This window comes from Desulfosalsimonas sp., assembly GCF_046483245.1.
In the GTDB taxonomy this organism is placed as follows: domain Bacteria; phylum Desulfobacterota; class Desulfobacteria; order Desulfobacterales; family Desulfosalsimonadaceae; genus Desulfosalsimonas.
Genome location: NZ_JAWODO010000062.1, coordinates 12,338 through 35,032 on the forward strand (window position 1 = coordinate 12,338; position 22,695 = coordinate 35,032).

Annotated in this window: 22 protein-coding genes; 16 read left to right on the forward strand and 6 right to left on the reverse strand. The window is 55.6% G+C overall.

Annotated features, from left to right (window positions below):
- The first annotated feature begins 12 nt into the window (after positions 1-12).
- The 15 genes from murD to R6U41_RS06170 all read left to right on the forward strand — a co-directional run bounded on the left by murD (position 13) and on the right by R6U41_RS06170 (position 16,614).
- Positions 13-1,398: a UDP-N-acetylmuramoyl-L-alanine--D-glutamate ligase gene (murD, locus tag R6U41_RS06100; protein WP_410268944.1), complete on the forward strand. Its 1,386-nt coding sequence runs from the start codon at positions 13-15 to the stop codon at positions 1,396-1,398.
- The gene (ftsW, locus tag R6U41_RS06105) at positions 1,373-2,497 is read left to right on the forward strand and encodes a putative lipid II flippase FtsW (RefSeq protein WP_410268945.1); all 1,125 of its coding nucleotides are present in this window, start codon (positions 1,373-1,375) and stop codon (positions 2,495-2,497) included. The genes murD and ftsW overlap by 26 nt, the downstream gene beginning before the upstream one ends.
- Positions 2,494-3,693: an undecaprenyldiphospho-muramoylpentapeptide beta-N-acetylglucosaminyltransferase gene (murG, locus tag R6U41_RS06110; protein ID WP_410268946.1), complete on the forward strand. Its 1,200-nt coding sequence runs from the start codon at positions 2,494-2,496 to the stop codon at positions 3,691-3,693. The genes ftsW and murG overlap by 4 nt, the downstream gene beginning before the upstream one ends.
- Complete coding sequence (gene murC / locus R6U41_RS06115; RefSeq protein WP_410268947.1) at positions 3,693-5,081, forward strand: UDP-N-acetylmuramate--L-alanine ligase; 1,389 nt, start codon at positions 3,693-3,695, stop codon at positions 5,079-5,081. The genes murG and murC overlap by 1 nt, the downstream gene beginning before the upstream one ends.
- A 9-nt stretch (positions 5,082-5,090) precedes the next feature.
- Complete coding sequence (murB, locus tag R6U41_RS06120) at positions 5,091-6,038, forward strand: UDP-N-acetylmuramate dehydrogenase (RefSeq protein WP_410268948.1); 948 nt, start codon at positions 5,091-5,093, stop codon at positions 6,036-6,038.
- 6 nt (positions 6,039-6,044) lie between these two features.
- Positions 6,045-6,920, forward strand: a complete 876-nt coding sequence (locus R6U41_RS06125) for a cell division protein FtsQ/DivIB (RefSeq protein WP_410268949.1) — start codon at positions 6,045-6,047, stop codon at positions 6,918-6,920.
- Position 6,921: 1 nt separating this feature from the next.
- Positions 6,922-8,148 (forward strand): cell division protein FtsA, encoded by a 1,227-nt coding sequence (ftsA, locus tag R6U41_RS06130; protein WP_410268950.1) that lies wholly within the window; start codon positions 6,922-6,924, stop codon positions 8,146-8,148.
- Between the two features lie 79 nt (positions 8,149-8,227).
- A complete protein-coding gene (gene ftsZ / locus R6U41_RS06135; RefSeq protein ID WP_410268951.1) occupies positions 8,228-9,454 on the forward strand; it encodes a cell division protein FtsZ in 1,227 nt (408 codons plus the stop codon).
- Positions 9,455-9,658: 204 nt separating this feature from the next.
- Entirely contained in the window at positions 9,659-10,291 is a 633-nt protein-coding gene (locus R6U41_RS06140) for a cytochrome c3 family protein (RefSeq protein ID WP_410268952.1), read from the forward strand.
- Between the two features lie 66 nt (positions 10,292-10,357).
- Positions 10,358-11,632 (forward strand): 4Fe-4S dicluster domain-containing protein, encoded by a 1,275-nt coding sequence (locus R6U41_RS06145; protein ID WP_410268953.1) that lies wholly within the window; start codon positions 10,358-10,360, stop codon positions 11,630-11,632.
- Positions 11,625-12,593, forward strand: a complete 969-nt coding sequence (locus R6U41_RS06150; RefSeq protein ID WP_410268954.1) for an RnfABCDGE type electron transport complex subunit D — start codon at positions 11,625-11,627, stop codon at positions 12,591-12,593. Before R6U41_RS06145 ends, R6U41_RS06150 begins: the two co-directional genes overlap by 8 nt.
- Complete coding sequence (gene rnfG, locus R6U41_RS06155) at positions 12,586-13,179, forward strand: RnfABCDGE type electron transport complex subunit G (RefSeq protein WP_410268955.1); 594 nt, start codon at positions 12,586-12,588, stop codon at positions 13,177-13,179. Before R6U41_RS06150 ends, rnfG begins: the two co-directional genes overlap by 8 nt.
- A gap of 13 nt (positions 13,180-13,192) precedes the next feature.
- Positions 13,193-13,786 carry an electron transport complex subunit RsxE gene (rsxE, locus tag R6U41_RS06160; protein WP_410268956.1) on the forward strand — a complete coding sequence of 198 codons (594 nt, stop codon included), beginning with the start codon at positions 13,193-13,195 and terminating at the stop codon, positions 13,784-13,786.
- Positions 13,787-13,895: 109 nt separating this feature from the next.
- Positions 13,896-14,471: an electron transport complex subunit RsxA gene (rsxA, locus tag R6U41_RS06165; protein WP_410268957.1), complete on the forward strand. Its 576-nt coding sequence runs from the start codon at positions 13,896-13,898 to the stop codon at positions 14,469-14,471.
- Positions 14,472-14,532: 61 nt separating this feature from the next.
- The gene (locus R6U41_RS06170) at positions 14,533-16,614 is read left to right on the forward strand and encodes an FAD-dependent oxidoreductase (protein WP_410268958.1); all 2,082 of its coding nucleotides are present in this window, start codon (positions 14,533-14,535) and stop codon (positions 16,612-16,614) included.
- Positions 16,615-16,637: 23 nt separating this feature from the next.
- Here the strand turns inward: R6U41_RS06170 and R6U41_RS06175 are convergent, their stop codons facing one another.
- Positions 16,638-16,910: a hypothetical protein gene (locus tag R6U41_RS06175; protein ID WP_410268959.1), complete on the reverse strand. Its 273-nt coding sequence runs from the start codon at positions 16,908-16,910 to the stop codon at positions 16,638-16,640.
- Positions 16,911-17,036: 126 nt separating this feature from the next.
- Between R6U41_RS06175 and R6U41_RS06180 the strand changes: the two genes are divergently transcribed.
- A complete protein-coding gene (locus tag R6U41_RS06180) occupies positions 17,037-17,636 on the forward strand; it encodes a hypothetical protein (protein ID WP_410268960.1) in 600 nt (199 codons plus the stop codon).
- 15 nt (positions 17,637-17,651) lie between these two features.
- On the opposite strand, the gene R6U41_RS06185 is transcribed toward R6U41_RS06180, so the two are convergent.
- The 5 genes from R6U41_RS06185 to R6U41_RS06205 form a co-directional block, all read right to left on the reverse strand.
- Positions 17,652-18,659 carry an RluA family pseudouridine synthase gene (locus R6U41_RS06185; protein ID WP_410268961.1) on the reverse strand — a complete coding sequence of 336 codons (1,008 nt, stop codon included), beginning with the start codon at positions 18,657-18,659 and terminating at the stop codon, positions 17,652-17,654.
- Positions 18,656-19,207 carry a CarD family transcriptional regulator gene (locus R6U41_RS06190; protein ID WP_410268962.1) on the reverse strand — a complete coding sequence of 184 codons (552 nt, stop codon included), beginning with the start codon at positions 19,205-19,207 and terminating at the stop codon, positions 18,656-18,658. The genes R6U41_RS06185 and R6U41_RS06190 overlap by 4 nt, the downstream gene beginning before the upstream one ends.
- Positions 19,208-19,341: 134 nt before the next feature.
- Positions 19,342-21,363 carry a sodium-translocating pyrophosphatase gene (locus R6U41_RS06195; RefSeq protein ID WP_410268963.1) on the reverse strand — a complete coding sequence of 674 codons (2,022 nt, stop codon included), beginning with the start codon at positions 21,361-21,363 and terminating at the stop codon, positions 19,342-19,344.
- Between the two features lie 40 nt (positions 21,364-21,403).
- Positions 21,404-21,988, reverse strand: coding sequence for an aminoacyl-tRNA hydrolase (pth, locus tag R6U41_RS06200; protein ID WP_410268964.1), 585 nt, complete (start codon positions 21,986-21,988; stop codon positions 21,404-21,406).
- A gap of 2 nt (positions 21,989-21,990) precedes the next feature.
- Complete coding sequence (locus R6U41_RS06205; RefSeq protein ID WP_410268965.1) at positions 21,991-22,662, reverse strand: 50S ribosomal protein L25/general stress protein Ctc; 672 nt, start codon at positions 22,660-22,662, stop codon at positions 21,991-21,993.
- Between the last annotated feature and the right edge of the window lie 33 nt (positions 22,663-22,695).

Genomic DNA, 22,695 nt, shown 5'->3' on the forward strand with positions numbered 1-22,695 from the left:
GGAAATCAGGCAGTGAAACCGATCAAAGACAAGCATATCACGGTCGTGGGCCTGGGAAAAACCGGCCAGGCCCTGGCCTGGTTTTTAAACGCCCGCGGGGCAAAGGTGACAGCCGTGGACCGCTCGCCGGAATCGGTCCTGGGCGATATTCCGGCCCGCCTGCGCAGGGCGGGGATGGATGTGGCCCTTGGCGAGCATGATGCGGACGCCTTTGAAAATTCGGATCTTATCGTGCTTAGCCCGGGTGTGCCCCATACTCTCGAACCCGTTGTGCGTGCGGAAAATGCCGGAGTGCCGGTTACCGGTGAAATCGAGCTGGCCTCCTGGTTTATCCACACGCCCGTTGTGGCCGTGACCGGGACTAACGGCAAAACCACGGTGACGCGCTTGATCGGGGAAATGCTCAAATTCTCGGGTTTGAATGCCTTTGTGGGCGGCAATCTCGGCACGCCGCTGATTTCCTATGCCCACGGGCCCATGGATGCGGATGTGGTGGTGGCGGAAATCAGCTCATTTCAGCTCGATACCGCGGATACGTTCCATCCCCGGGTGGGTGTTTTGCTAAACATTACCGCAGATCACCTGGACCGGTATCCAAGCCTGCGGGTCTACGGCCGATCCAAGGCAAGGCTGTTTGCCCGGCAGACCAGGGCAGACATTGCCGTGTTAAACCGTGCCGACCATTTGATCATGGAACTGACCCGGGACATCAGTGCCGGAAAATGCCTGTTTAATCAGGAGGAAGATGCTGCCTGCGGAGCCTGGATCGAAAATGCGAAAATGCGCGTCAAGACCCCGGAACACGGGGAAATGACCATATCGGCAACCGATGTGCCCCTTCCGGGCCGGCACAACCTGGAAAACGCGGCTGCTGCGGCCCTGGCCGCCCTGGCTGCGGGCGCAATCCGTGAAGGGGTCTTGCGCGGTCTGCGCGAATTTGTCCCGGATCCCCACAGGCTGCAGTATGTGGGGCGGTTTCATGGGGTGGATTATTACGATGATTCCAAGGCCACCAACGTGGACGCCGTGGTCCGCGCCGTGGCGGCGGTGTCCTCTCCGGTGGTTCTCATTCTTGGCGGACGGGACAAGGGCGGGGGATACAAAGGCCTGGCCCCGGCTGTAAAAGATCGGGTCAGGGCCCTTGTGCTGCTGGGCGAAGCATCCGCGGCCATAGACCGGGAACTCGGCGGGCTTGTGCAAACCGTCCGCACGGATTCCATGGACGCGGCCGTGGCTGCTGCCGCGGATCTGGCAGAGGCCGGGGATACGGTCCTGCTTTCGCCTGCGTGCGCCAGTTTTGACTTATATGACAATTATGCCCATAGGGGGCAAGATTTCCAGCGGGCCGTGAAACAGACAGGAAAAAGGGCAGATGGCAGCCAGGCCGACAACACATAAATCCGGACACAGCGCGCCCCCGGATCTGATGCTGATCTTTCCGGTGATCATGTTGGTGGGCATCGGCATTGCCATGGTCTACAGCGCCAGCAGTGAAATTGCCCTGCGCTATTACACGGGTGAATATTATTTTTTCACCCGGCAGCTGATCAACGCACTGCTTGGCCTTTCCGCCATGCTGGTCTGCATGGTGCTGCCGTATCGTGTTTTCAAGCCGTTGAGCTATGTGCTGCTGCTTGGGGCCACGATTCTGCTGGCAATTGTGCTGGTTACGGGCGCGGGGCATTCCGCGGGCGGGGCCACCAGATGGCTGCGGGTGATGGGGGTATCGTTTCAGCCCTCAGAACTGGCGCGGCTGGCATTGATCGTGTTTATGGCCTATTCCCTGACCAAAAAACAGGTAAAGGTGGCGGATCCGACCATCGGGTTTCTGCCGCATCTGCTGGTGCTGGGGATTTTTTCGCTGTTGATTTTAATGCAGCCGGATTTCGGGACCATCGCCATTTTCTGGGTGCTGTCCTGGATGATCATGTTTGCCGGCCGGGTTCCGCTCCGGCACCTGGCATCGGCCATGCTCCTGGTGATGCCTGCGGCTGCCTGGCTGCTGATTTCGTCGGAGTACCGGCTCAAGCGGTACATGACCTTTCTGGATCCGTGGAAATATCCCCTGGACGAGGGCTACCAGATCATTCATTCCCTGATGGCCTTCGGCTCCGGCGGTATTTTTGGAAAAGGATTCGGGGAGGGCTATCAGAAGCTGTTTTATCTGCCTGCGCCGCATACGGATTTCATTTTTTCGGTGATCGGCGAGGAAGGCGGATTGGTCTGGGTTTTGTTTGTGGTGGCATTGTACATGCTGATTCTCTGGAGGGGTTTGAGGATTGCCTCCCATGCGCGGGATTGTTTCGGGTCCCTGCTGGCCTTCGGCATTACCGCCTCGCTTAGCCTGCAGGCCATCGTTAACATGGGTGTCAACCTGAGCCTGTTGCCGACCAAAGGGCTGAGCCTGCCTCTGATGAGCTACGGCGGCTCGTCCATGGTGTTTCAGCTGGCTTGCGTGGGCATTTTGTTAAACATCGGAATGTCGGAAAAAATATGAATCAGGACGCACACAGCCAATCCGGACTTTCCGGCGAGCAAAGCCCCCCGGCCTGGCCCCGGCCCCTGCGGCTGATGATCGCCGGTGCGGGAACAGGCGGGCACCTTTTTCCGGCAATTGCCGTGGCCGAAGAGATCATGCGCATGTTTCCGGGCTCGCGGGTGATGTTTGTGACAACCGGAAGGCCCATTGAACAGACCGTGCTGGCCGGCCGCTCTTTTGAGATCGCGCAGATTTCCGCAGGCGGGCTTAAGGGCATGGGCCTGCTGCAAAAAGGCCGGTCCCTGATGCTGCTGCCCCGGGGCTTCTGGAAATCTCTGGGCCTGATCCGCAGCTTTGCCCCGGACGCGGTGCTGGGAATGGGCGGGTATTCGGCCGCCCCCGTAATCCTGGCGGCATTCTTGCGGCGGGTTCCCAGGCTGATCCATGAGCAGAACCGCATTGCCGGCATGACCAATCAATGGCTGAGCCGGCTGGCCCGCCGCGTGCTGGTCTCATTTGAAGATACCCGGATTTCATGCCGGTCCGGTAAAATCCGTTTCACCGGCCACCCCGTGCGGCGGCAGATCCGGGAGGTTGCTGAAAATCGCGGCATGGCCGTCCATGAAGGCCGGAAAAAGCTTTTTACCGTGGCCGTGCTCGGTGGCAGTCAGGGCGCCCGGCGTATCAATACGGCCGTGGTTGAAGCGTTTTCGCAGATAAAGGAACCCGGACGATTTTTCGTGATTCACCAGACCGGGCCCCATGACGAGGAGTCCGTGCGCCGGGCCTATGTGCGCATGGGCGTGGACTCGGCTGTTTCCGCCTTTTTCCGGGATATGGCGTCAGTTTATGAGCAGGCCGATCTTGCGGTGTGCCGGGCCGGGGCGGCCACCCTGGCGGAAATCGCCGCGGTGGGTCTGCCGGCCCTGCTGGTTCCCTATCCGTATGCAGCCGACAATCACCAGGTGCATAACGCGGAAGTCCTGGTCAAGGCCGGGGCCGCGGAAATGATTTCTGAAAAAGACTTATCCCCGCCCTGGCTGGCCGAATACCTCCAGGCTTGCGCGGATAATGCCGGCGGCCGGTTTGAAAAGGCCTGTCTATCCGCCCGAAGTCTGGGCCGCCCCCGGGCGGCTGCGGCCGTGATCAATGAGATCCTGGAAGCCGCGGGGCGAAAACGCTTTTTGGATTCATCCAACACACAGGAATACTGATGTATCGGAAAAAATACCATATCCATTTTGTGGGCATCGGCGGCATCGGCATGAGTGGTATTGCCGAACTGCTGCTGAACCTTGGCTATCGCGTATCCGGATCAGATATTGTCGAATCCGACACAACCCGCCGCCTCCAGGGTCTGGGGGGAAAGGTGCAAGTGGGTCATGGCCCGGAAAATATTGCGGAAGCCGATGTGGTGGTGACTTCTTCTGCCATCCGGACGGACAATCCCGAGGTGCAGGCGGCCATGGCCGCATCCGTGCCCGTGATTCCGCGGGCAGAGATGCTTGCCGAACTCATGCGCCTGAAATACAGCGTGGCGGTTGCCGGGGCCCACGGCAAGACGTCCACCACCTCCATGCTGGCCGCGGTCCTGGATGCTGGCGGCCTGGATCCTACGGTGGTCATCGGCGGAAAGCTCAAAAGCATCGGCAGCAACGCCGTGCTGGGAGCGGGTGATTTTATTGTGGCCGAGGCGGATGAAAGCGACGGATCGTTTCTCAAGTTTTCACCGGCCATTTCGGTTGTAACCAATATTGATTTAGAACATCTTGATTTTTATAAAGATCTGGATCAAATTAAGCAGGTGTTTCTCCAGTTCATCGACCGGATTCCATTTTACGGGCTGGCCGTGCTTTGTCTGGACAATGAGCATGTTCAGGACCTGATGCCGCAGATCAAGAAGCGCTGTATCACCTACGGGCTTTCGGCCCAGGCGGATTTCCAGGCGGCAAACATCGTTTTTGAGGGGGCCAAAACCCGTTTTTCAGTATTTCACGAAAGCCGTCACCTGGGCGACATGGCCCTGAACCTGCCCGGCCGGCACAATATTGCCAACGCCCTGGCCGCCGTTACCGTGGGCCGGGAACTTGAAATACCATTTGAGACCATCCGCTCGGCCCTGGAAAATCTGGAAGGGGTGCAGCGGCGCATGGAGATCAAGGCCGATGCCGGCGGCATCAAGATCATCGACGATTACGGCCACCATCCCACGGAAATTAAAACCACGCTGGATGCGGTGCGCACCAGCTGGCCTGAGCGCCGCCTGGTGGTGGTGTTCCAACCTCATCGATACACCCGGACCCGGGCATTGTTTGACGCGTTTGCCAGGTCTTTTTACCAGTCAGACGTGCTGCTGGTGATGCCTGTGTATGCCGCAGGAGAGGCGCCCATCGAGGGGGTGGATCACAATTTGCTCTGCGAGGCCATCAGCGCTCACGGGCATAAACGGGCCAGGGCATCGACGGGCCTGGAAGAAGCCGTGGAAATGCTGGAAAAAATGCTTGAACCCGGCGATATCGTTTTGACCCTGGGAGCCGGAAATGTCTGGCAGGCGGGCGAAGCCCTGGCCGCCCGGCTGCAGGCCGGCAAAGAGAAAGCCTAGGAAGATTTTATGAACCTTATGACCCCGGATCTGAAAAAAAAGCTCACCGACAGGTTCGGATCAAGGGTGCAATTTGACGCACCCATGGACCGGCATACCTCGTTTCGTGTGGGAGGACCGGCCGATGCCCTGGTGACCCCGAAGGATCGGGCGGAGCTTATGGATCTGCTGGCCGTTGTCCGGGCGGCCGGGGTCCCGTGGATGGTGCTGGGCGGCGGCACCAACCTGCTGGTCAAAGACCGCGGAATCCGGGGAGTGGTGATCTGTCCGGGCAGGGGGTTTGATCAAATTCAAATACTGTACAAAGGCCCGGAAAAGACCGTGGTGGAAGCCGGTGCCGCAGTCCGTTTAAGTGCTCTTTGCCGGTATGCAATTGATAACAACTATACGGGGCTGCATTTTGCCGCCGGCATTCCGGGCAGCGTGGGCGGCGCCATTTTAATGAATGCCGGGACCCGTCAGGGGGCTGTGGAGTCTGTGTTGGAGGGCATTGATGTCCTTGAACCGCCCGACCGCGTGCACACTCTGGACAGGGATCAGTTGATTTTCAAATACCGGCGCCTGTCATGGCAGCCGGCCGGGGACGGCGGTGATCAGCTATTCATTGTGCTTTCCGGGCGTTTTGTACTGGCCCCGGCAGATGAAACCGATCCGGCGGCTGAATTTGAAACAATGCTCAGCCGCCGCTGGGAAACCCAGCCAAAAGGGTTTTCGGCCGGATGCGTGTTTAAAAACCCGTCCGCGGACATGGCCGCCGGCCGGCTCATTGACCAGGCCGGGCTCAGGGGGATGGCCGTTGGCGGCGCCCGGATATCAGCGGTGCACGCCAATTTCATCATAAATGAGAAAAATGCCTCTGCGGCAGATATTCTGGAACTCATCCGGCTGGTTCAAAAAGGTGTTGCGGATCGGTTCCGGGTTTGCCTGGAGCCGGAAATTCGGATTGTGGGGGAATAAAAGATCATGGCCGGCAAAAAGACCGTTCAGCCCAACATCCGGGAAAACCGATACAAAAAAGTCCGGGCGCGTTCAGCACCCAAGGGGAGCAACTGGCTTTGGACCCTGTTTCGGGTTTTGGCCGGGGCGGTTGCCATTATTGTCATGAGCCTGGTTTTTGTCTTTGGTTATGACTGGGCCACCCAGAGCGATTATTTTCGTGCCGAAACCGTCGAGGTGCACGGCATCCGGCGCCTTTCTGAGCAACGGGTAAAGCAGGCCGCCGGAATTGAAAACGGGGTTAATATTTTTTCCGTGAACCTGAGCACCGCGCGCCGCAGGCTCATGGCCCTGGACTGGGTTATCGGGGCCGAGGTCAGAAGGCAGGTTCCGGAATCCATCATCATCCGGATTCGGGAGCACGAGCCGGTGGCGCGCATTGACCTGGGCAAGACATTTATGATCAACCCAAAAGGCGAAATTTTCAGGGAGGCCGCCAAAGGGGCATTTTCGGATCTCCCGATAATAAAGGGTCTTAATTACGCGGATTGGCAGCGCCTTGAGGTTGGCCGGGCGCCGGTTGTGTCCTCGGTAATGGCCGTATTGGGGCTGGACAGGAAAGGCCACAGTGTTTTTAACACCCGAAGCATTGAGCAAATCCAGGTGGACCGGGATCTGGGTCTGGTGCTGCAGATCCGGGATCTGCCAGTAAAGCAGGTCCGGCTGGGTTACGGCAATTACGGACAAAAGCTCAGACGGCTGGAAAAGGTGCTTGTTTACCTGGAAAACAAGGAGCCGTCTGTTGAATTTGAAAAAATGGACCTGCGCAACCCGGACCGGATTGTGGCCAGGCCCGCTGCGGACAAACAAAGCCAAACCATAGGCCAGAAGGAGGAGGCATAAATTGAAGGAACAAGAAGAGCTCGTCGTGGGGCTGGACATCGGCACGACCAAGATTTGTGCAGTGGTGGCCGAGGTTTCCGGCGGCAAGGTCAACATTATCGGTATCGGCACCCATCCGTCCATCGGCCTGCGCAAAGGCGTGGTTGTCAATATCGATTCCACGGTGGACTCGATTAAAAAGGCGGTCCAGGATGCCGAACTCATGGCGGGCTGCGAGATTTCATCGGTTTATGCCGGCATTGCCGGCGGTCATATCACGGGCTTTAACAGCCACGGGGTCATTGCCATCAAGGGCAACGAGATCACCCAGGCCGATGTCAACAGGGTGATCGAGGCGGCCCGTGCCGTGGCCATTCCCATGGACCGGGAGGTCATTCACGTGCTTCCCCAGGAGTTTATCATCGACGGCGAAGCCGGAATCCAGAACCCCGTGGGCATGGCCGGTGTGCGCCTGGAGGCCCGGATCCACATTGTCACCGGCGCGGTGACCTCGGCCCAGAACATTGTCAAATGCGCAAATCAGGCGGGTCTGGACGTTTGTGACATCATTCTCGAACCCATTGCCTCGTGTGAATCCGTCCTCAACCCCGAGGAACGGGAGGTTGGGACCGGATTAATCGATTTGGGTGGCGGCACAACGGATTTGGCCGTTTTTTCCGGAAACACCATCCGGCATACTTTTGTCCTGTCCCTTGGCGGAAACAACATGACCAATGATATTTCCGTGGGGCTTCGGGTGCCCATGGCCGAAGCCGAGCGCGTTAAAAAGGAACATGGCACCTGTGTGGCCGACAAGATTAAAAGCGACGAAACCATTGATCTGCCCAATGTCGGTGGCCGGCAGGGACGGAAACTGCCCCGGCAGATCCTGGCCGAGATTCTAGAGCCCCGGGTGGAGGAAATTTTTGCCCTGATTCGCAGGGAAATCCACCGGGCGAACATGAAGGAGGAAATCGCCTCGGGTATCGTGCTCACCGGAGGCGCATCGCTTCTTGACGGCATTGGCGAAATTGCCGAGTCGGTTTTTGAAGTCCCGGTGCGCCTGGGTGCCCCTCATGGCATCAGCGGGCTTGTGGATGTGGTCAACAATCCCATGTATGCCACGGGTGTGGGGCTGGTGCTTTACGGGGCCAAGGACGAGGAACGAAAAAAATTCCGCATCCGGGATACCAATATTTTCCACCGGATCATGAACCGGATGAAGCGGTGGTTTAAAGAGGTGCTGTAGAAAATCCGGAATTGCCGGGATTTGAAATCAATAAATAAACAACAGACGATCAACAGACGACGAATACAGGAGGTCGACAATGGATTTTACCTATCTCGACAATGAAAATTCCGCAAAAATCAAGGTCATCGGCGTTGGCGGCGCCGGGGGCAACGCTGTCAACAACATGATCGACTCCCAGCTAAACGGGGTCAAATTCATCGTGGCCAACACCGATGCCCAGGCGCTGGCCCATGCCAAGGCCAACACCAAGATTCAGCTCGGCGAGGCGCTCACCGAGGGACTCGGCGCCGGGGCCGATCCGTCGGTGGGCCGCAATGCTGCACTGGAGTCTGCAGATCTGCTGCGTGAGGCCTTAAGCGACAGCCACATGGTTTTTATTGCCGCCGGTCTTGGCGGGGGAACCGGAACGGGAGCGGCTCCGGTGATCGCAGAGATCTGCAAGGAACTCGGGGCTCTGACCGTGGCGGTGGTCACCAAGCCGTTTAAGTTCGAGGCCAGAAAGCGCAGCAAGCAGGCAGAAGAGGGAATTGCCCAGCTAAAGGAGGTGGCCGACACTGTTATCACCATTCCCAACGACCGGCTGCGGGGCCTGGCCAAGAAAAACGCCACCCTCATTGACATGTTCCGGATGGCCGATGAAATTCTGCACCATTCGGTTAAGGGCATCACGGATCTGATCATGCATCCCGGCCTGATCAACCTCGATTTTGCCGATGTCAAGACCATCATGTCCAAGTCCGGCATGGCCATCATGGGCATCGGGATTTCCACAGGCGATAACAGGGCCATTGAAGCTGCGGAAAAGGCCATTTCCCATCCGCTTCTGGAGGACAATTCCATTTCCGGGGCCAAGGGTGTGCTCATGAACATCACCTGCAACTCTGAGCTGACCATGGAAGAGGCCATCGAGGCCTCGGAGCGGATTTACAATGAAATCGGCGATGATGACGTGGAAATCATCTGGGGTACGGCCATGGACGACAGTCTGGAAGATGAGATGCGCATTACCGTTATTGCCACGGGAATCGGAAGCATGGATGATTCGGAGATACATCTGCCCAAAAAGTCCGTGCGCCAGCTAAAAGACGTCAAGAGAGGCGTGGTCCGCGATTATACCTCCGAAGACCGGGAATACGAAAAAAATCTGAACCAGCCCACCTTCTGGCGGGTCAAGCAGCAGAAGGCCGAAGAAAAGCAGGCAGGCCGGGACAACCAGAAAAAAAAGGCGGTTAACAGCATGGATGACTATTTTGACATGGACATGCTTGACGTACCCACGTTTCTGAGGCGCAAGGCCGATTAACCACAACAGGCTGTGCGCAGCGCTTTCCGGCTGTCCGGAATTTAAAATTCTTGACAAATGGATCGTCACGTAATAGAGGCAATAATTTGAAAACCTGGAATTTATTCGGCGATCCATAAGGCAAGGCAGAACCTATTTCATCAGGTGACTGGATGTGCCGGGTTTGACTTGTAAAGCATGCTCCGTGAAAGGAAACAGCAGGTTATGTTTGAGAATAATGAACGCAAAATTGCCTATGTCATTGCGCTGGTCTGCCTTGTTGTCGGCATTGTCGTCTATGCCGCACTGCCGTCGAAATCCTCGGAGGAACCCGTGCGTGTGATGTATGAATGTACGGGTGAAAACGTTTTGTTTTCGCATATGGAGCACACTGAAGACTACGGGCAGGATTGTTTTGACTGCCACCACGAGATTTCCCATGACGGGGAAAACGGCTATGATACCTGCGGCTCCTGTCATGAGGAGGAAAGCGAGCAGGTTCCGGCTTTCGGGCAGGACGGCCTGTTTGACCACGAGGCCCACAGCGAGTATTACGGCCTGTCGTGCACGGACTGCCATCACATGTATGATCCGGACAGCGGGTCTGAGCCTCAGAACTGCGATGCCTGCCACATGGAAACCGGTGATGAGTACATGCCGAGCCTGAGCGATTCCTACCATCAGCAGTGCATTGGATGCCATCAGGATTTCGGTGCGGGACCCACAACGGAAAACTGCAATGATTGTCACGGAGCCCGCAAACGCGCAGATGCTTATCACGACCAGTGCACCGGCTGCCATGAAGACGCCGGGCAGGGGCCGCTCAGAGACGACTGTACGGGCTGTCATGCCTACTAGGACAAAGCGGGCACGGCAAAAACGATCGGCTCATTACAATAAGTCCAACCAAGCAAAGGTAGATCCATGATCAAGCGCTCATTTATCGGAATTTCAGCACCCCGGCTGACCTACGAGGTTATCGAAGAGGCGCCTGCCGAGCCCATGACTGTCAGGCCTGCAAAACGGATCACCCTTTTGATGGATGCGCCCATGGAAAAAACCAGCGGCGTTTTGCTCAAATCCGGTGACGCCGTACAGCAGGGTCAGCGGCTGCAATTGTTTGAAAACAATCCCGTACCCTGCGCCATTAGTCCCGTAGCCGGCAAAATCGAATCCGTGGAGCCGTTTTTGGGGATTATGGAAAGACAGATGACCGCAGTGGTCATTGCCTTGGAGGGATCGGGGGATTATGGCCGGGATACCGGGTTCAAAGAGGTTTCCAAATCCGCAGGCCTTTCCGAGGCAAACCGGTTTCTCAGGGATATTCCCGGCAGGCCGGACTTCGCCGTTTTCAACCAGTCTGACAGACCGGTTAAAACCATTGCGGTTATGGGTACAGAGCAGGACCTGACGGCAGTTACCCAGCAATATGTGATCGGAACCAACATTGCCGGGGTTAAAAGCGGAATTGATGCATTGAGAAAGCTTACCGGCATCCAGAATATCCAGCTTGTGGTCTACCCGCACATGGTGCAGGTGGCCGGTTCCTCCGGCGCCGGAATCAAAACAGTGGATTTGCAGTACCCGGCCGGCAGCACGGACATGATCCGTATGGCCCTGGAAGCAAAGCAGGAAAGGAACACCGAGGTGGCCTTTTTTACGGCAGAGGCTGCGGTTGCGGTGGGTGCGGCCCTTCAGACCGGGGAATTGCCGGTGGACAAACTGCTTACCGTTATAAGAAAGGACGGTTCACGACAGTTGATCAAGGCTCCGGTCGGGACCCATGTTTCCGACATTCTTGAGGCCGTCCGCCAGAGCGTGGAGGCCGGGGACCGGGTGGTTCTCGGCGGTCCCATGACCGGTCATGCGGTTTTTTCCCTGGAGCAGCCGATCACGCCGGACACTGACATCCTTATGATTCAGGATCATTCCGAGGTTCCGGAATTTTCCGATATTCCCTGCACCAACTGCGGCAGCTGCGTCAGGGTATGTCCGGTCAATATTCCGGTCAACGAACTGGTCCGGTATCTGGATGCCGGTGAATATGAGCAGGCCGCGGAAAACGCCAGCCTGTTTGCCTGTATAGAATGCGGTTTATGCGCTTATGTGTGCGAATCCCAGATACCCATACTACAGTTTATTGCACTGGCCAAACATGCGGTGCAACGCCTGAAAGCAGCGGAGGAAGAGAATGCCTGATCCAAAGAAGCTGACTGTTTCCTATGCCCCGTTCTGGCATGACGGCAGCAGAATAAGCACCAAGCAGTATCATATCATGGCCGCAACCCTGTTGGCCGTGATCGCCGGTTTGCTTCGTTACGGGATGCCCGCCCTAGGGGTTTTGACCTTGTCGGTGGGTTCGGCCATGGCCTGGGAATACCTCATGAACCGGGTCACGCGCAGGCCGGTTTCCATCGGGGACGGAAACGCAGCCCTGATCGGCCTTCTTTTCGGGATGCTGTTGCCGGCCGTGATTCCATGGTGGGTTGTGATTACCGGTACCTTTGTGGGCGTGGTGATCGGCAAACAGATCTATGGGGGCCTTGGTGGCAATCCCTTTAATCCTGTGGTCGTGGCTTATGCCATCCTGATGATTTCCTGGCCTATTTATTTAGATTTCAATGCCGCCCTGGTGGATTATTCCTTTGACTTTCCCGCTGCCTATCCCCTTGTGCTCATGAAAGCCTATGGTCCCGCCGGGGTTGAGGCCTTTTCTCTGACCGACCTGCTTCTCGGGCGGCAAACCGGGGGAATTGGTGCTACTTTCGGTCTCGGTCTTCTTATTGGCGGAATCTATCTGATGATCCGGGGCTTTATCCGCTGGGAGATAGCGGTTTCTTTTCTTGCGGGTGTTTTGGTTTCAGCGCTTTGCTTTAATCTTTACAACCCGGAGGTTTATGCCGGACCCGGGGTCCACCTGCTCACCGGTTTTACCTTGATGGGCGCATTTTTTCTGGCCACAGAGGATTCCTCCTCACCGGTTCATTTTATCCCCATGCTGATTTATGGGGGCCTTGGCGGTGTGCTCACCGTGCTGATCCGAAATGAGGGGGCCCATGTTGACGGGGTCATATACGCAATTTTGATCATCAATCTGGTTCATCCGCTTATTGATAAAATCAGACCCAAAGCCACGGGAAGGGTTATGCATCATGCGTGAAATGGTTAAAATGGTGGTTGTGCTGGTCGTGTTAAGCAGCATTTCGGGCGGACTGCTCGGGGCCTTGAAAACGACGACCGAGGAGCGCATCGACAATCAGGTTTTGAAATTTGTTCAAGGTCCGGCCATTGAAGATATCCTCAAGGACGCCGGCAATGATCCGGTGTCGGACCGTTTTTCACTGACCGTGGGCGACGAGGAAAAAAATTTCTTTGTGGGCATTTATGACGGCAATCCCAGGGCCGTGGCATTTGAGACTTCAGCCGGCGGGTATGGCGGGGATATGGGGGTGATGGTTGCTGTTGACGTGGAAACCGATGAAATTATGGGTATCAGCGTGACAACGCACAATGAAACCCCCGGCATCGGGGCGACCATCGAGACAAACGAGGACTTCAAGAAGGAATTCAGCGGCAAGCCCATCATCGGGGATCACAAGGTCAAAGATGACGGGGGCGAGATTACGGCCATGTCCGGTGCAACGGTTACCTCTCGGGCGGCTTGCAAGGCGGTGACCAGGGCCGGTGACATATACGAGCAGGTCAAATCCCAAATCAGAGACCAGGTGAAAAACTTTACCGGCTAGGAGCGAATAGATCATGGCGAAAACCATCGGGCAGGAATTTGTAAAGGGTTTGTGGGAGGAAATCCCGCCGTTTCGGCTGGTGCTCGGTCTGTGTCCCACACTGGCGGTGACCAAATCAGTTGAAAACGGTATCGGTATGGGAGTGGCAACCACGTTCGTGCTGGTGTGCGCCAACATGCTGGTCTCCATTTTAAGCGGCGTGATTCCCTCAAAGATTCGGATTGCCTGTTTTATCATTATCATTGCCACGTTTGTGACAGTGGTGGAATTGATGATGCAGGCCTATGCGTATCAGCTGTTTCTAAACCTCGGGATTTTTATCCCCCTCATTGTGGTCAACTGTATCGTTCTGGGGCGGTCCGAGGCGTTTGCCTCCAAAAACGGACTTGTTCCTTCTCTTGCAGACGGTCTTGGCATCGGGCTTGGATTTACCCTTTCTTTGACCGTGATCAGTGCTGTCCGGGAAGGCCTTGGCACAGGCGAATTGATGGGCACCCAGGTGTTTCCGTCATCCTTTGAGCCCTTTGCCTTTATGGTGGAGGCGCCGGGCGCATTTATTTGCCTGGGCTTGTTGTTGTGCATTATGAATATCATAGGCAAGAAATAAAGGTTCGTCCGGGTCCATCCGGAAGGGGCTTATTGGGAAGATCGATTGAACACAGCTATGCCGGCCGGGATTCAAAATCCGGGCGGCAGCCGGGCACGGGAGAAGCATTATGGGCGATTATACAGTCCTGATTATCAGCAGCATCCTTATCAACAACATCGTTTTGGCGCAATATCTGGGGATCTGCCCTTTTATCGGCACTTCCAAGAAAATGGAAACCGCCACAGGCATGGCCGGCGCAGTGGTTTTTGTTATGACCCTGGCCGCCATTATTACCTGGACCATTGATACGTATTTCCTCAAAACCCTGGAAATTGAATTTCTGCGCACCATTGCCTTTATCCTGGTGATCGCGTCCCTGGTCCAGTTTGTGGAGATGTTTCTCAAAAAAAGCATTCCCGCCCTGTATGCCGGCCTGGGGATCTTTCTGCCGCTGATCACTACCAATTGCGCGGTAATGGGTGTTTGTCTGATCAATATCAAGGAAGAGTACAACTTTCTCCAGGCACTGACCTCGTCAATTTCCTATGCAATTGGTTTTGGCCTTGCGCTTGTTCTGTTTGCCGGTGTACGTGAGCGGGTGATTCTCGGCCGGGTACCCAGGGCCCTGCAGGATACCTCCATCGGGCTTGTGACCGCGGGGATGCTGGCGCTGGCCTTTATCGGGTTCCGGGGGCTGGTATAGGAAAAACGCGGCTGCCTGTATTGATCAATCAAATTCCGGAAACGAATCAAAGGGGATTGCAGTGATAGAAGCAATACTTTTTACATTGGGCCTTGGCGGCGTCTGTGGGGTGGCCCTTAGTGTGGCCTCCAAGGTGTTTTATGTGTATGAAGATCCGCGGATCGCCAAGGTAGAGGGCCTTCTTGCCGGCGCCAACTGCGGCGGATGCGGGTATGCGGGATGTTCGTCTGCAGCCGTGGCGGTGGTCAACGGAGAAGCCCCGCCAAACGTCTGTATTCTCGTCGGGCCGGAAAATGTTTCCGCCATTGCCGCCATTATGGGATCAGAAGCGGGCACGGCCGAACCCTTGAAATCCTATAACAACTGCCAGGGTGGACACCGGGCCACGGATCGTTTTGTTTACCAGGGGCTGAACCAATGCAGTGCGGTCAGTGCCCTTTACGGGGGCAAGAGAGACTGCCAGATCGGATGCCTGGGCTTTGGTGATTGCGTCAATGCCTGCAAATTTGACGCGCTCTGCATCGGTCCCAATGGTTATCCCATCGTGGATAAGGACAAATGCGTGGGATGCGGGGCCTGTGAACGGGTCTGCCCAAAGTCCATTATTGAAGTGCGGACCATGTCCCAGCGACTGCTTCATCTCAACACCGAGGATGACGCGCTGGCTCCCTGCCAGCAGACCTGCCCGGCAGAAATTGACATTCCCAGATATGTCACGCATATTCGGGAAGGCGAATATGACTCTGCGGTGGATACCATCCGGGAGCGCAATCCTCTGCTGCTGGCCTGCGGCCGGGTTTGCCCGCATCCCTGTGAGGAATACTGCAGACGTTCCATCGAAGACGAAGAATCCGTGTCCATCAACCAACTCAAGCGCTTTGCCGCGGACATGGAAATGAATTCCGGCAAACGTCTTCCCATATCCAAGGCTCCGGATACGGGCAAGCGGGTGGCTGTTGTGGGCGGGGGGCCGGCGGGTTTGAGCTGTGCCTATTTTCTCCGCCGGGTGGGTCACAGCGTGACCATATTCGAAGCCATGCCCAAACTCGGCGGTATGCTTCGCTATGGCATCCCGGAATACCGCCTGCCCAAGGCGGTCCTGGACTGGGAGATCGAGGGGATTTTAAATCTTGGCATTGACCATCATACAAACGTGAAAATGGGCCTGGATTTTGACCTGGGTTCCCTTGTTGGCGGCGGTTTTGACGCCATTTTCATGGGTGTGGGCGCATGGAAGGACTACAAGCTTAAAATACCCGGAGAAAATTTAACGGGTTGTTTCACGGGCATTAACTTTTTGTCCAGCATCGGCAACCAGGAAAAGGTGGATATCGGAAAACGGGCCGCAGTCATTGGCGGCGGCAATACGGCCATTGACTGCGTGCGGACCCTGATCCGCATGGGCGTTGAAAAAGTCTATCTGGTCTACCGCCGAACCCGGAAGGAAATGCCGGCCAATGACGTTGAAATTGTGGCCGCGGAACACGAGGGAGTGGAATTTGTTTTTCTTGCCGCACCCAATAAGGTGATCGAGGATGAAAACGGCAGTGTTGCAGGCCTGGAATACCTTCAGATGGAACTTGGCGAACCGGATGCAAGCGGCCGCAGACGCCCGGTGCCGGTTGAAGGCTCTGAGACCGTGCTTGATGTGGATACCATTATCACCGCCATCGGCCAGTCTCCGGATACGGCATTCCGAACGCCCGGCACTCGCATGGAGGAGCTCAACCTCACCCGGTGGGATACCATTGATGTGAATCCCGATACCTGCCAGTCCAATGTGCCTTATATTTTTGCCGCAGGCGACGGGGCCACGGGCCCGGCGCTCGTGGTGGACGCCATTGGCGGGGGCCGAAGGGCGGCCAGAGGCATTGATCTGTTTTTAAAGGGAAAGCCGGTAACCGCCCAGGATCGCGCCCTTCTGTCCCAGCGGCACATTCCGGAATCAATCTTTACATCCGTGCCAGGGGTGGGCAAAACCAAGAGAAAACCAATGCCGGAGCTGCCGGTCCAGGAACGCATTCACAGCTTTATTGAGGCAGATCTTGTCCTGGCAGAACCGGATGCCCTGGAAGAAGCCGGTCGGTGTTTAAACTGTTGCCGTTTGTGTTATGACCCTGATAACTCAATCAATGCGGCATGATCTGACTGCTTTTCAATTTTATCTTAAACAAAAGCCGTTGGCTGGATGATTGTTTCCGCAACGGCTTTTTTGCGTTCTCCGGGCGCTGTCTGATCCGGTTTACAAAATCCTGAAACCTTGTTAATGAAATAATACAGCCTTATCCGATGAGGGGGCTGAATAGCTAGTGCCTGAACGAAAACCAGGTTTTCGTTCAGGAAAACCGAAATCCGAAGCTCGAAATCCGAAACAATGACCAAAAGCCTAAATGCATCAATGACAGAAACATCCTGTTTTAAGCTGTTGGTTTTTATCATTTGAACATTCGATATTCGTATTTGTTTCGGATTTCGGATTTCGATATTCGGGTTTAGCTGAACAGGGTTTTCGTTCAGCCACTAGCTACGCATACTTTGTCACGGGCATTGAGAAAAGGAGGAGATATGGCAGTCGATGTTGCCCAGCAAAGAAGGGACATGGAAGCCCGGCTGCGTGCCCTTGTCCGCGAAGCCGAGGAAATGGATGCCAAAATTCGGGCCTATCTTGCTGACCGGGACAACAAGCCGCATCCCCGCCATCAGGAATTCATTGAAAGAATACAAAATATGCGCATTGATCCGGAAATTTCCAATCGGTATCTGGAAACCCTCCTGGATAATCTGCAATGGAAAGTGTACCATTTAAGCCGTGCCTGGGGGCAATTATGGGATAATGCCGAGGCCGCGCGCAAGCGCCAGTCCGGGCATTTTCGGCCGACAGAGGGCAAAGGATCTGAAAACAACCGTCAGGACAGGACCGCGAATGACAAAAGACGTATCTATTCTGTGGACCGGCTCTGGGAGATTCAGCAGGAAAAGCTTGAAAGTTTGGGAGAAAATCCGGATTCGGAAAATCGTGAAGCCTTTGGGCAGCGCATCAAGCAGCGCTATGGGCAATTGGCTTCGGAGAAGAAACCCGATGAAGAGATCGTGATGACGTTTGACAAGCAAAGCCGGCGCTGTACCCTGGCTGTTAAAAAGTATTCAAAGGCACCCGATGGATAAGGTCATTTGCCGCTGTCAGCCACTGATGTCTTTTTCCATGGCTTTTTGCAGCCGGAGCATATCATCGGGTAGGGGAGCGGTCATGCGCAAAATCCGGCCGCTTTGAGGGTGGTTCAAAACAATGTGTCTGGCATGAAGCATCTGGCGAAAGCTTTGATGGTAGATTCTTTTCAGGTCCGGGAAACTGCGGCAAGCCTTTCCGGCGCGGCGGCAGCCGTATACGGCATCGCCAATTACCGGATGGCCGATTGCTGCAAGGTGCACACGGATTTGGTGGGTGCGGCCGGTCCGGATTTGGCATTCAAGTCTGGACGCTCCTGCAAATCGCTGCACAACAAGCCAGCGGGTTTCCGCATGCCTGGAGGGCAGGTCCGGGTTTTGGGCCGCAGCCATTTTTTTTCGGTCCCCGGGGTGCCGGAAAACGGGCAGAGTGATCCGCCCGCAGTCCTTTTCAGGGTTTCCGAGCACAAACGCATTATAGGTTTTTTCTACAGTCCGTTGTTGAAACTGGCGGGTCAATGACGTCCATGCCGCCTGGGTGCGAGCAGCCACCAGGATACCCGAAGTGTCTTTGTCCAGCCTGTGGACAATGCCGGGCCGGGAAGGTTCGGAGCCGATGTTTTGGATTTCCGGGAAATGAAATGCCAGCCCGTGGGCAATGGTGCCGGTGAGGTTGCCGGCAGCCGGGTGCACGACCATGCCGGGTGGTTTATTGATCACAACGATATGAGTATCAACATAGAGCAGATCCAGGGCAAGGGGTTCGGGGGTGATGGGCCGGCCGGCAATGGCGGAAATCGATTCAGGTACCCGGGGCGGCACGGAAACAATATCCCCGGCATTTACCCGGTATCCCGGTTTTTTGACGGCGCCACCGACAAGGACCTGCTGCTTTTTGATCCAGTTTGCCGCAGTGTTTCTGGAGCATCCGGGAACCATGGATGTCACGAACTGGTCCAGGCGCAATCCGGCCTGATCAGCGCCGGCAACAAGGGTGACGTGTGGCCCATCAGAACGGGTCATTCAGCCGGTTTGCTGCCGTTTCCGTTATTGTCAAAAAGCGATTCGATCTCAGTCCAGACCTGGCTTTCCTCCTGATTTTTGGCGGTGCAGATTTCCCGCATCAGAAGGGTTCTGGCCGTATCCAGCAGTTTGCGCTCCCCGAATGATAAATCCTTGGAAAGTTTGAGCATGTAAAGGTCCCGGAACACGGCGGCCACATCAAAAGGCGAGCCGGTTTTCAGCTTATCCATGTATTCCTTGTACCGGCGGTTCCATGTCTGGTTGTCCTGCAAATCGTCTTTTTTCTCCGTAAGCACGGCGTAAATATCCGGGATTTGATTTTTGTCCATAACTGTTCGCAGGCCCACCGAATCCACGTTGCTGGTGGGAATCATGATCACCATTCCGTTGTCAATGATTTTCATGATATAGAAATCATGGGTGTCGCCGTTGATAACCCGGCTTTCAATGGATTCAATGCGCCCGACGCCGTGGGCCGGATAGACGGCCAGGTCACCGACTTCAAATTGCTTGCTCAGGTCTTTTTGGGATTGTGCTTTTTCAGCCATAGTTTTCACCAAGGGTTATGCAAAGTTTATTCCTAAAGAATCACATGTATCATTTTTTGGGGGGTGAATCAACAAAAAAAGGCCGGTGAATTTCACCGGCCCTTTTTGGCTTTGTTATGTAACAGATGCGGTGCTTACAGCAGGAACGGCACCATGAGCAGGGCAACCACGTTGAGAATCTTGATCATCGGGTTGACCGCAGGGCCGGCTGTATCCTTGTACGGGTCGCCGACGGTGTCGCCGGTAACCGCGGCTTTGTGGGCATCGCTGCCCTTGCCGCCAAAGTAACCGTCCTCAATGTATTTTTTGGCATTGTCCCAGGCCGCACCACCGGTGGTCATGGAGATAGCCACAAACAGACCGGTGACGATGCTGCCGATCAGCAGTCCGCCAAGGGCGATTTTGCCGAGAAACAGGCCGACCAGCAAAGGAGCGACCACAGGCAGCAGGGCGGGAAGCAGCATTTCCTTGAGCGCAAACTTGGTGACAATATCCACGCATGCACCATAGTCAGGTTTAGAGGTTCCTTCCATGATGCCCGGAATTTCCCGGAATTGCCGGCGGACTTCATCCACAACTGCACTGCCTGCCCGGCCAACCGCGTTCATGGCAATGGAGGCAAACAGGAAGGGCAGCAGACCGCCGATAAACAGACCGATAATCACGTTAACGTCGCTGAGGCCGAAATTCAGGGCTGCAGCGGCTTCCTCGGTTCCGGCTTGGAGAACGAATTCCTGGGTATAGCAGGAAAACAGCACCAGTGCGGCCAGACCGGCGGAACCAATGGCATAGCCCTTGGTCACGGCTTTTGTGGTGTTGCCAACCGCATCCAGGGGATCGGTGACGGCGCGGACACTGTCATCAAGGTCCGCCATTTCGGCGATGCCGCCGGCATTGTCCGTAATGGGGCCGTAAGCGTCAATGGCAATGACCATACCGGTCATCGACAGCATGGCAACGGCGGCAATGGCGATACCATAAAGATCAGCAAAGCTGTAAGCAACGCCGATGCCCACGCAGATGGCCAGCACGGGAGCGGCAGTGGCCTGCATGCTGATGGCCAGGCCGGCAATGATGTTGGTGGCATGGCCGGTGGTGGAGGCTTCGGCAATGGCTTTGACCGGGCCGTAAATGCCGGTATAATACTCGGTGATAATAACGATGACAACTGTGAGCACAAGACCCACCAGGGATGCGTAAAACAGGTTGATCCCCGGAATGCCGCCGATTGTGTCAACCATGTTGACGGTAAAAATGTAAAATGCGATGGCGGCCAGGATGGCTGCGCCAAACATTCCCTTGTACAGGGCGCCCATGATGTATTCATTTTTGCCCAGGCGCACAAAAAGGGTGGCAATAATGGAGGCGACAATGGAGATGGCGCCGAGAATCATGGGGTAATGAACAGCCATTGGCTCTTCGGGGAAAAACAGGTGGCCCAGCAGCATGGCTGCCACAACAGTGACCGCATAGGTTTCAAAAAGGTCAGCGGCCATGCCGGCGCAGTCGCCGACATTGTCGCCCACATTATCGGCGATGGTTGCCGGGTTTCTCGGGTCGTCTTCGGGAATGCCGGCTTCGACCTTGCCCACCAGGTCCGCACCCACGTCAGCACCCTTGGTAAAGATGCCGCCGCCGAGACGGGCAAAGATGGAAATCAGACTGCCGCCAAAACCCAGTGCCACCAGGGGCACCACGTCTTCGACAATTGTGTAAAAGCCGGCGATGGCGGTCAGGGCAAGACCGGCAACCAGCATACCTGTCACGGAACCGCCGCGAAAGGCCATTTTCAGGCCAGCAGAAAGACCGCTCTTGGCGGCTTCAGCCGTGCGGATATTGGCCAGAACCGATACCCGCATGCCGATGTAACCGGCCAGGTAAGAGGCCACGGCGCCCACGGCAAAACCCACCGCAGTGGTGGTGCCAAGACTGAAAAAGATAATGATAAAAATCGCGATGCCCACGATCACAATGGTCTTGAGCTGACGGTTCAGGTAGGCGATTGCGCCTTCCTGAATGGCATTGGCGATTTCCACCATTTTTTCCGTCCCGGTGGGAGCGGTTTTGATCATGCCGGCCACAACCAGGGAATAAATGATTCCGAGTGCACCAATGAGTGTACAAGTTAGCGGAATGTTTTCCATAATAACTTCCATGCCTACCTCCCTAAAATTTTAGGTTAAAAAAATTAGACACCTAGAGAACCTGCTTTTGATTGAAACGATTCATTGCAACCGGCAATCCCTCATCGATCATTGTTAGCACGGCAAGGCCTGCGCTTTCAATCACAGGGCCGAAAAAACGTTGTTCTTCGGCAGTGAATTTGCCCAGCACCCAGCCCGTGACATCCATCGGCGCAGCAGGTCGTCCGATGCCGATTCGAAGCCTTGGAAAACCTCCTGACGAAAAGGCTTCCATGATCGATTTAATGCCGTTGTGCCCTCCGTGACCTCCTTTCTCTTTGAATTTTATTTGTCCTTTTTCTATATCCAGATCATCATGTATGACCAGCATCTGCCCGGTCTTTATGCCGAAATAATCTGCAAGCCGGCGAAGCGGCGGTCCGCTTCGGTTCATGTAATCCAGGGGCTGGGCGAAAATGACTTTCCGGCTGCCGCAAAGGCCGCGGCCAAAGCGGGCCCTGAATCTTGTCTGATCCATGGCCACGCCGCATTTTTCGGATGCATTTTCAACGGCCCGGAAACCAATGTTATGCCGGGTACGGGCATAGAGGCGACCCGGGTTGCCCAGACCGGCAATCAGCCAGGGTTCGGCCTGCACAGTTATTCTTCGGCCTCGTCCCCGGATTCGGTTTCTTCTCCTTCATCCGCTGCGCCCTCTGCGCCTTCTTCCAGGCCTTCTTCTTCCAGGACCTCTTCTTCGGGTTCCTCCATCTTCGGGCTGACTACGGTCAGGATCGTGAAATCGACTTCATAGGGAATTTCCACGTTTTCCGGCAGCGGTACCTCGCTGACATGAACCGAGTCTCCCATTTCAAGCGGGGTAATATCGATTTCAATCTGTTCCGGAATATTGGCCGGCAGGCAGTAGACTTCCAACTCCCGGCGGATGATCTGCAGAATGCCGCCTTCCTCCACGCCGTTGGACGTGCCCGTGGTGGTCACCGGCACCATCACAGAAATTTTCTGGTCCATCTTGATTTCATAAAAATCAATGTGCAGGTAATGATCCTTGACCGGGTCGCGCTGGAATTCCTTGATCATGACAGTTTGACGACGGTTTCCGCTGTTTTCAACAGCCAGGTTGATCAGGCCCCGGGTGAACTGGGGGTTGTTAAACATCCGTTCCAGTTCCTGGATGCTGACCGACAGGGGCCGGCTTTCAATGTCGGCCCCGTAGAGCACCGCCGGGATGCGACCGGCGCGCCGCAGACTCCGGGCTGCGCCCTTGCCTGTTTCCTGACGGGGTTGAGCGTTTAGCTTGATGATATCCAAAATGTATCCTCCAAATAAATGTCTTATGCAGCA

Excerpts from the sequence above, each read along its gene's own strand:
- rsxA (WP_410268957.1), top strand. The coding sequence starts at position 13,896 with ATGGGCGATTATACAGTCCTGATTATCAGCAGCATCCTTATCAACAAC.
- R6U41_RS06185 (WP_410268961.1), bottom strand. The coding sequence starts at position 18,659 with ATGACCCGTTCTGATGGGCCACACGTCACCCTTGTTGCCGGCGCTGAT.
- R6U41_RS06195 (WP_410268963.1), bottom strand. The coding sequence starts at position 21,363 with ATGGAAGTTATTATGGAAAACATTCCGCTAACTTGTACACTCATTGGT.
- murC (WP_410268947.1), top strand. The coding sequence starts at position 3,693 with ATGTATCGGAAAAAATACCATATCCATTTTGTGGGCATCGGCGGCATC.
- R6U41_RS06190 (WP_410268962.1), bottom strand. The coding sequence starts at position 19,207 with ATGGCTGAAAAAGCACAATCCCAAAAAGACCTGAGCAAGCAATTTGAA.
- murB (WP_410268948.1), top strand. The coding sequence starts at position 5,091 with ATGAACCTTATGACCCCGGATCTGAAAAAAAAGCTCACCGACAGGTTC.
- R6U41_RS06180 (WP_410268960.1), top strand. The coding sequence starts at position 17,037 with ATGGCAGTCGATGTTGCCCAGCAAAGAAGGGACATGGAAGCCCGGCTG.
- murG (WP_410268946.1), top strand. The coding sequence starts at position 2,494 with ATGAATCAGGACGCACACAGCCAATCCGGACTTTCCGGCGAGCAAAGC.
- R6U41_RS06125 (WP_410268949.1), top strand. The coding sequence starts at position 6,045 with ATGGCCGGCAAAAAGACCGTTCAGCCCAACATCCGGGAAAACCGATAC.
- rnfG (WP_410268955.1), top strand. The coding sequence starts at position 12,586 with ATGCGTGAAATGGTTAAAATGGTGGTTGTGCTGGTCGTGTTAAGCAGC.
- R6U41_RS06145 (WP_410268953.1), top strand. The coding sequence starts at position 10,358 with ATGATCAAGCGCTCATTTATCGGAATTTCAGCACCCCGGCTGACCTAC.
- ftsZ (WP_410268951.1), top strand. The coding sequence starts at position 8,228 with ATGGATTTTACCTATCTCGACAATGAAAATTCCGCAAAAATCAAGGTC.
- rsxE (WP_410268956.1), top strand. The coding sequence starts at position 13,193 with ATGGCGAAAACCATCGGGCAGGAATTTGTAAAGGGTTTGTGGGAGGAA.
- ftsW (WP_410268945.1), top strand. The coding sequence starts at position 1,373 with ATGGCAGCCAGGCCGACAACACATAAATCCGGACACAGCGCGCCCCCG.
- R6U41_RS06150 (WP_410268954.1), top strand. The coding sequence starts at position 11,625 with ATGCCTGATCCAAAGAAGCTGACTGTTTCCTATGCCCCGTTCTGGCAT.
- R6U41_RS06140 (WP_410268952.1), top strand. The coding sequence starts at position 9,659 with ATGTTTGAGAATAATGAACGCAAAATTGCCTATGTCATTGCGCTGGTC.
- R6U41_RS06175 (WP_410268959.1), bottom strand. The coding sequence starts at position 16,910 with ATGATAAAAACCAACAGCTTAAAACAGGATGTTTCTGTCATTGATGCA.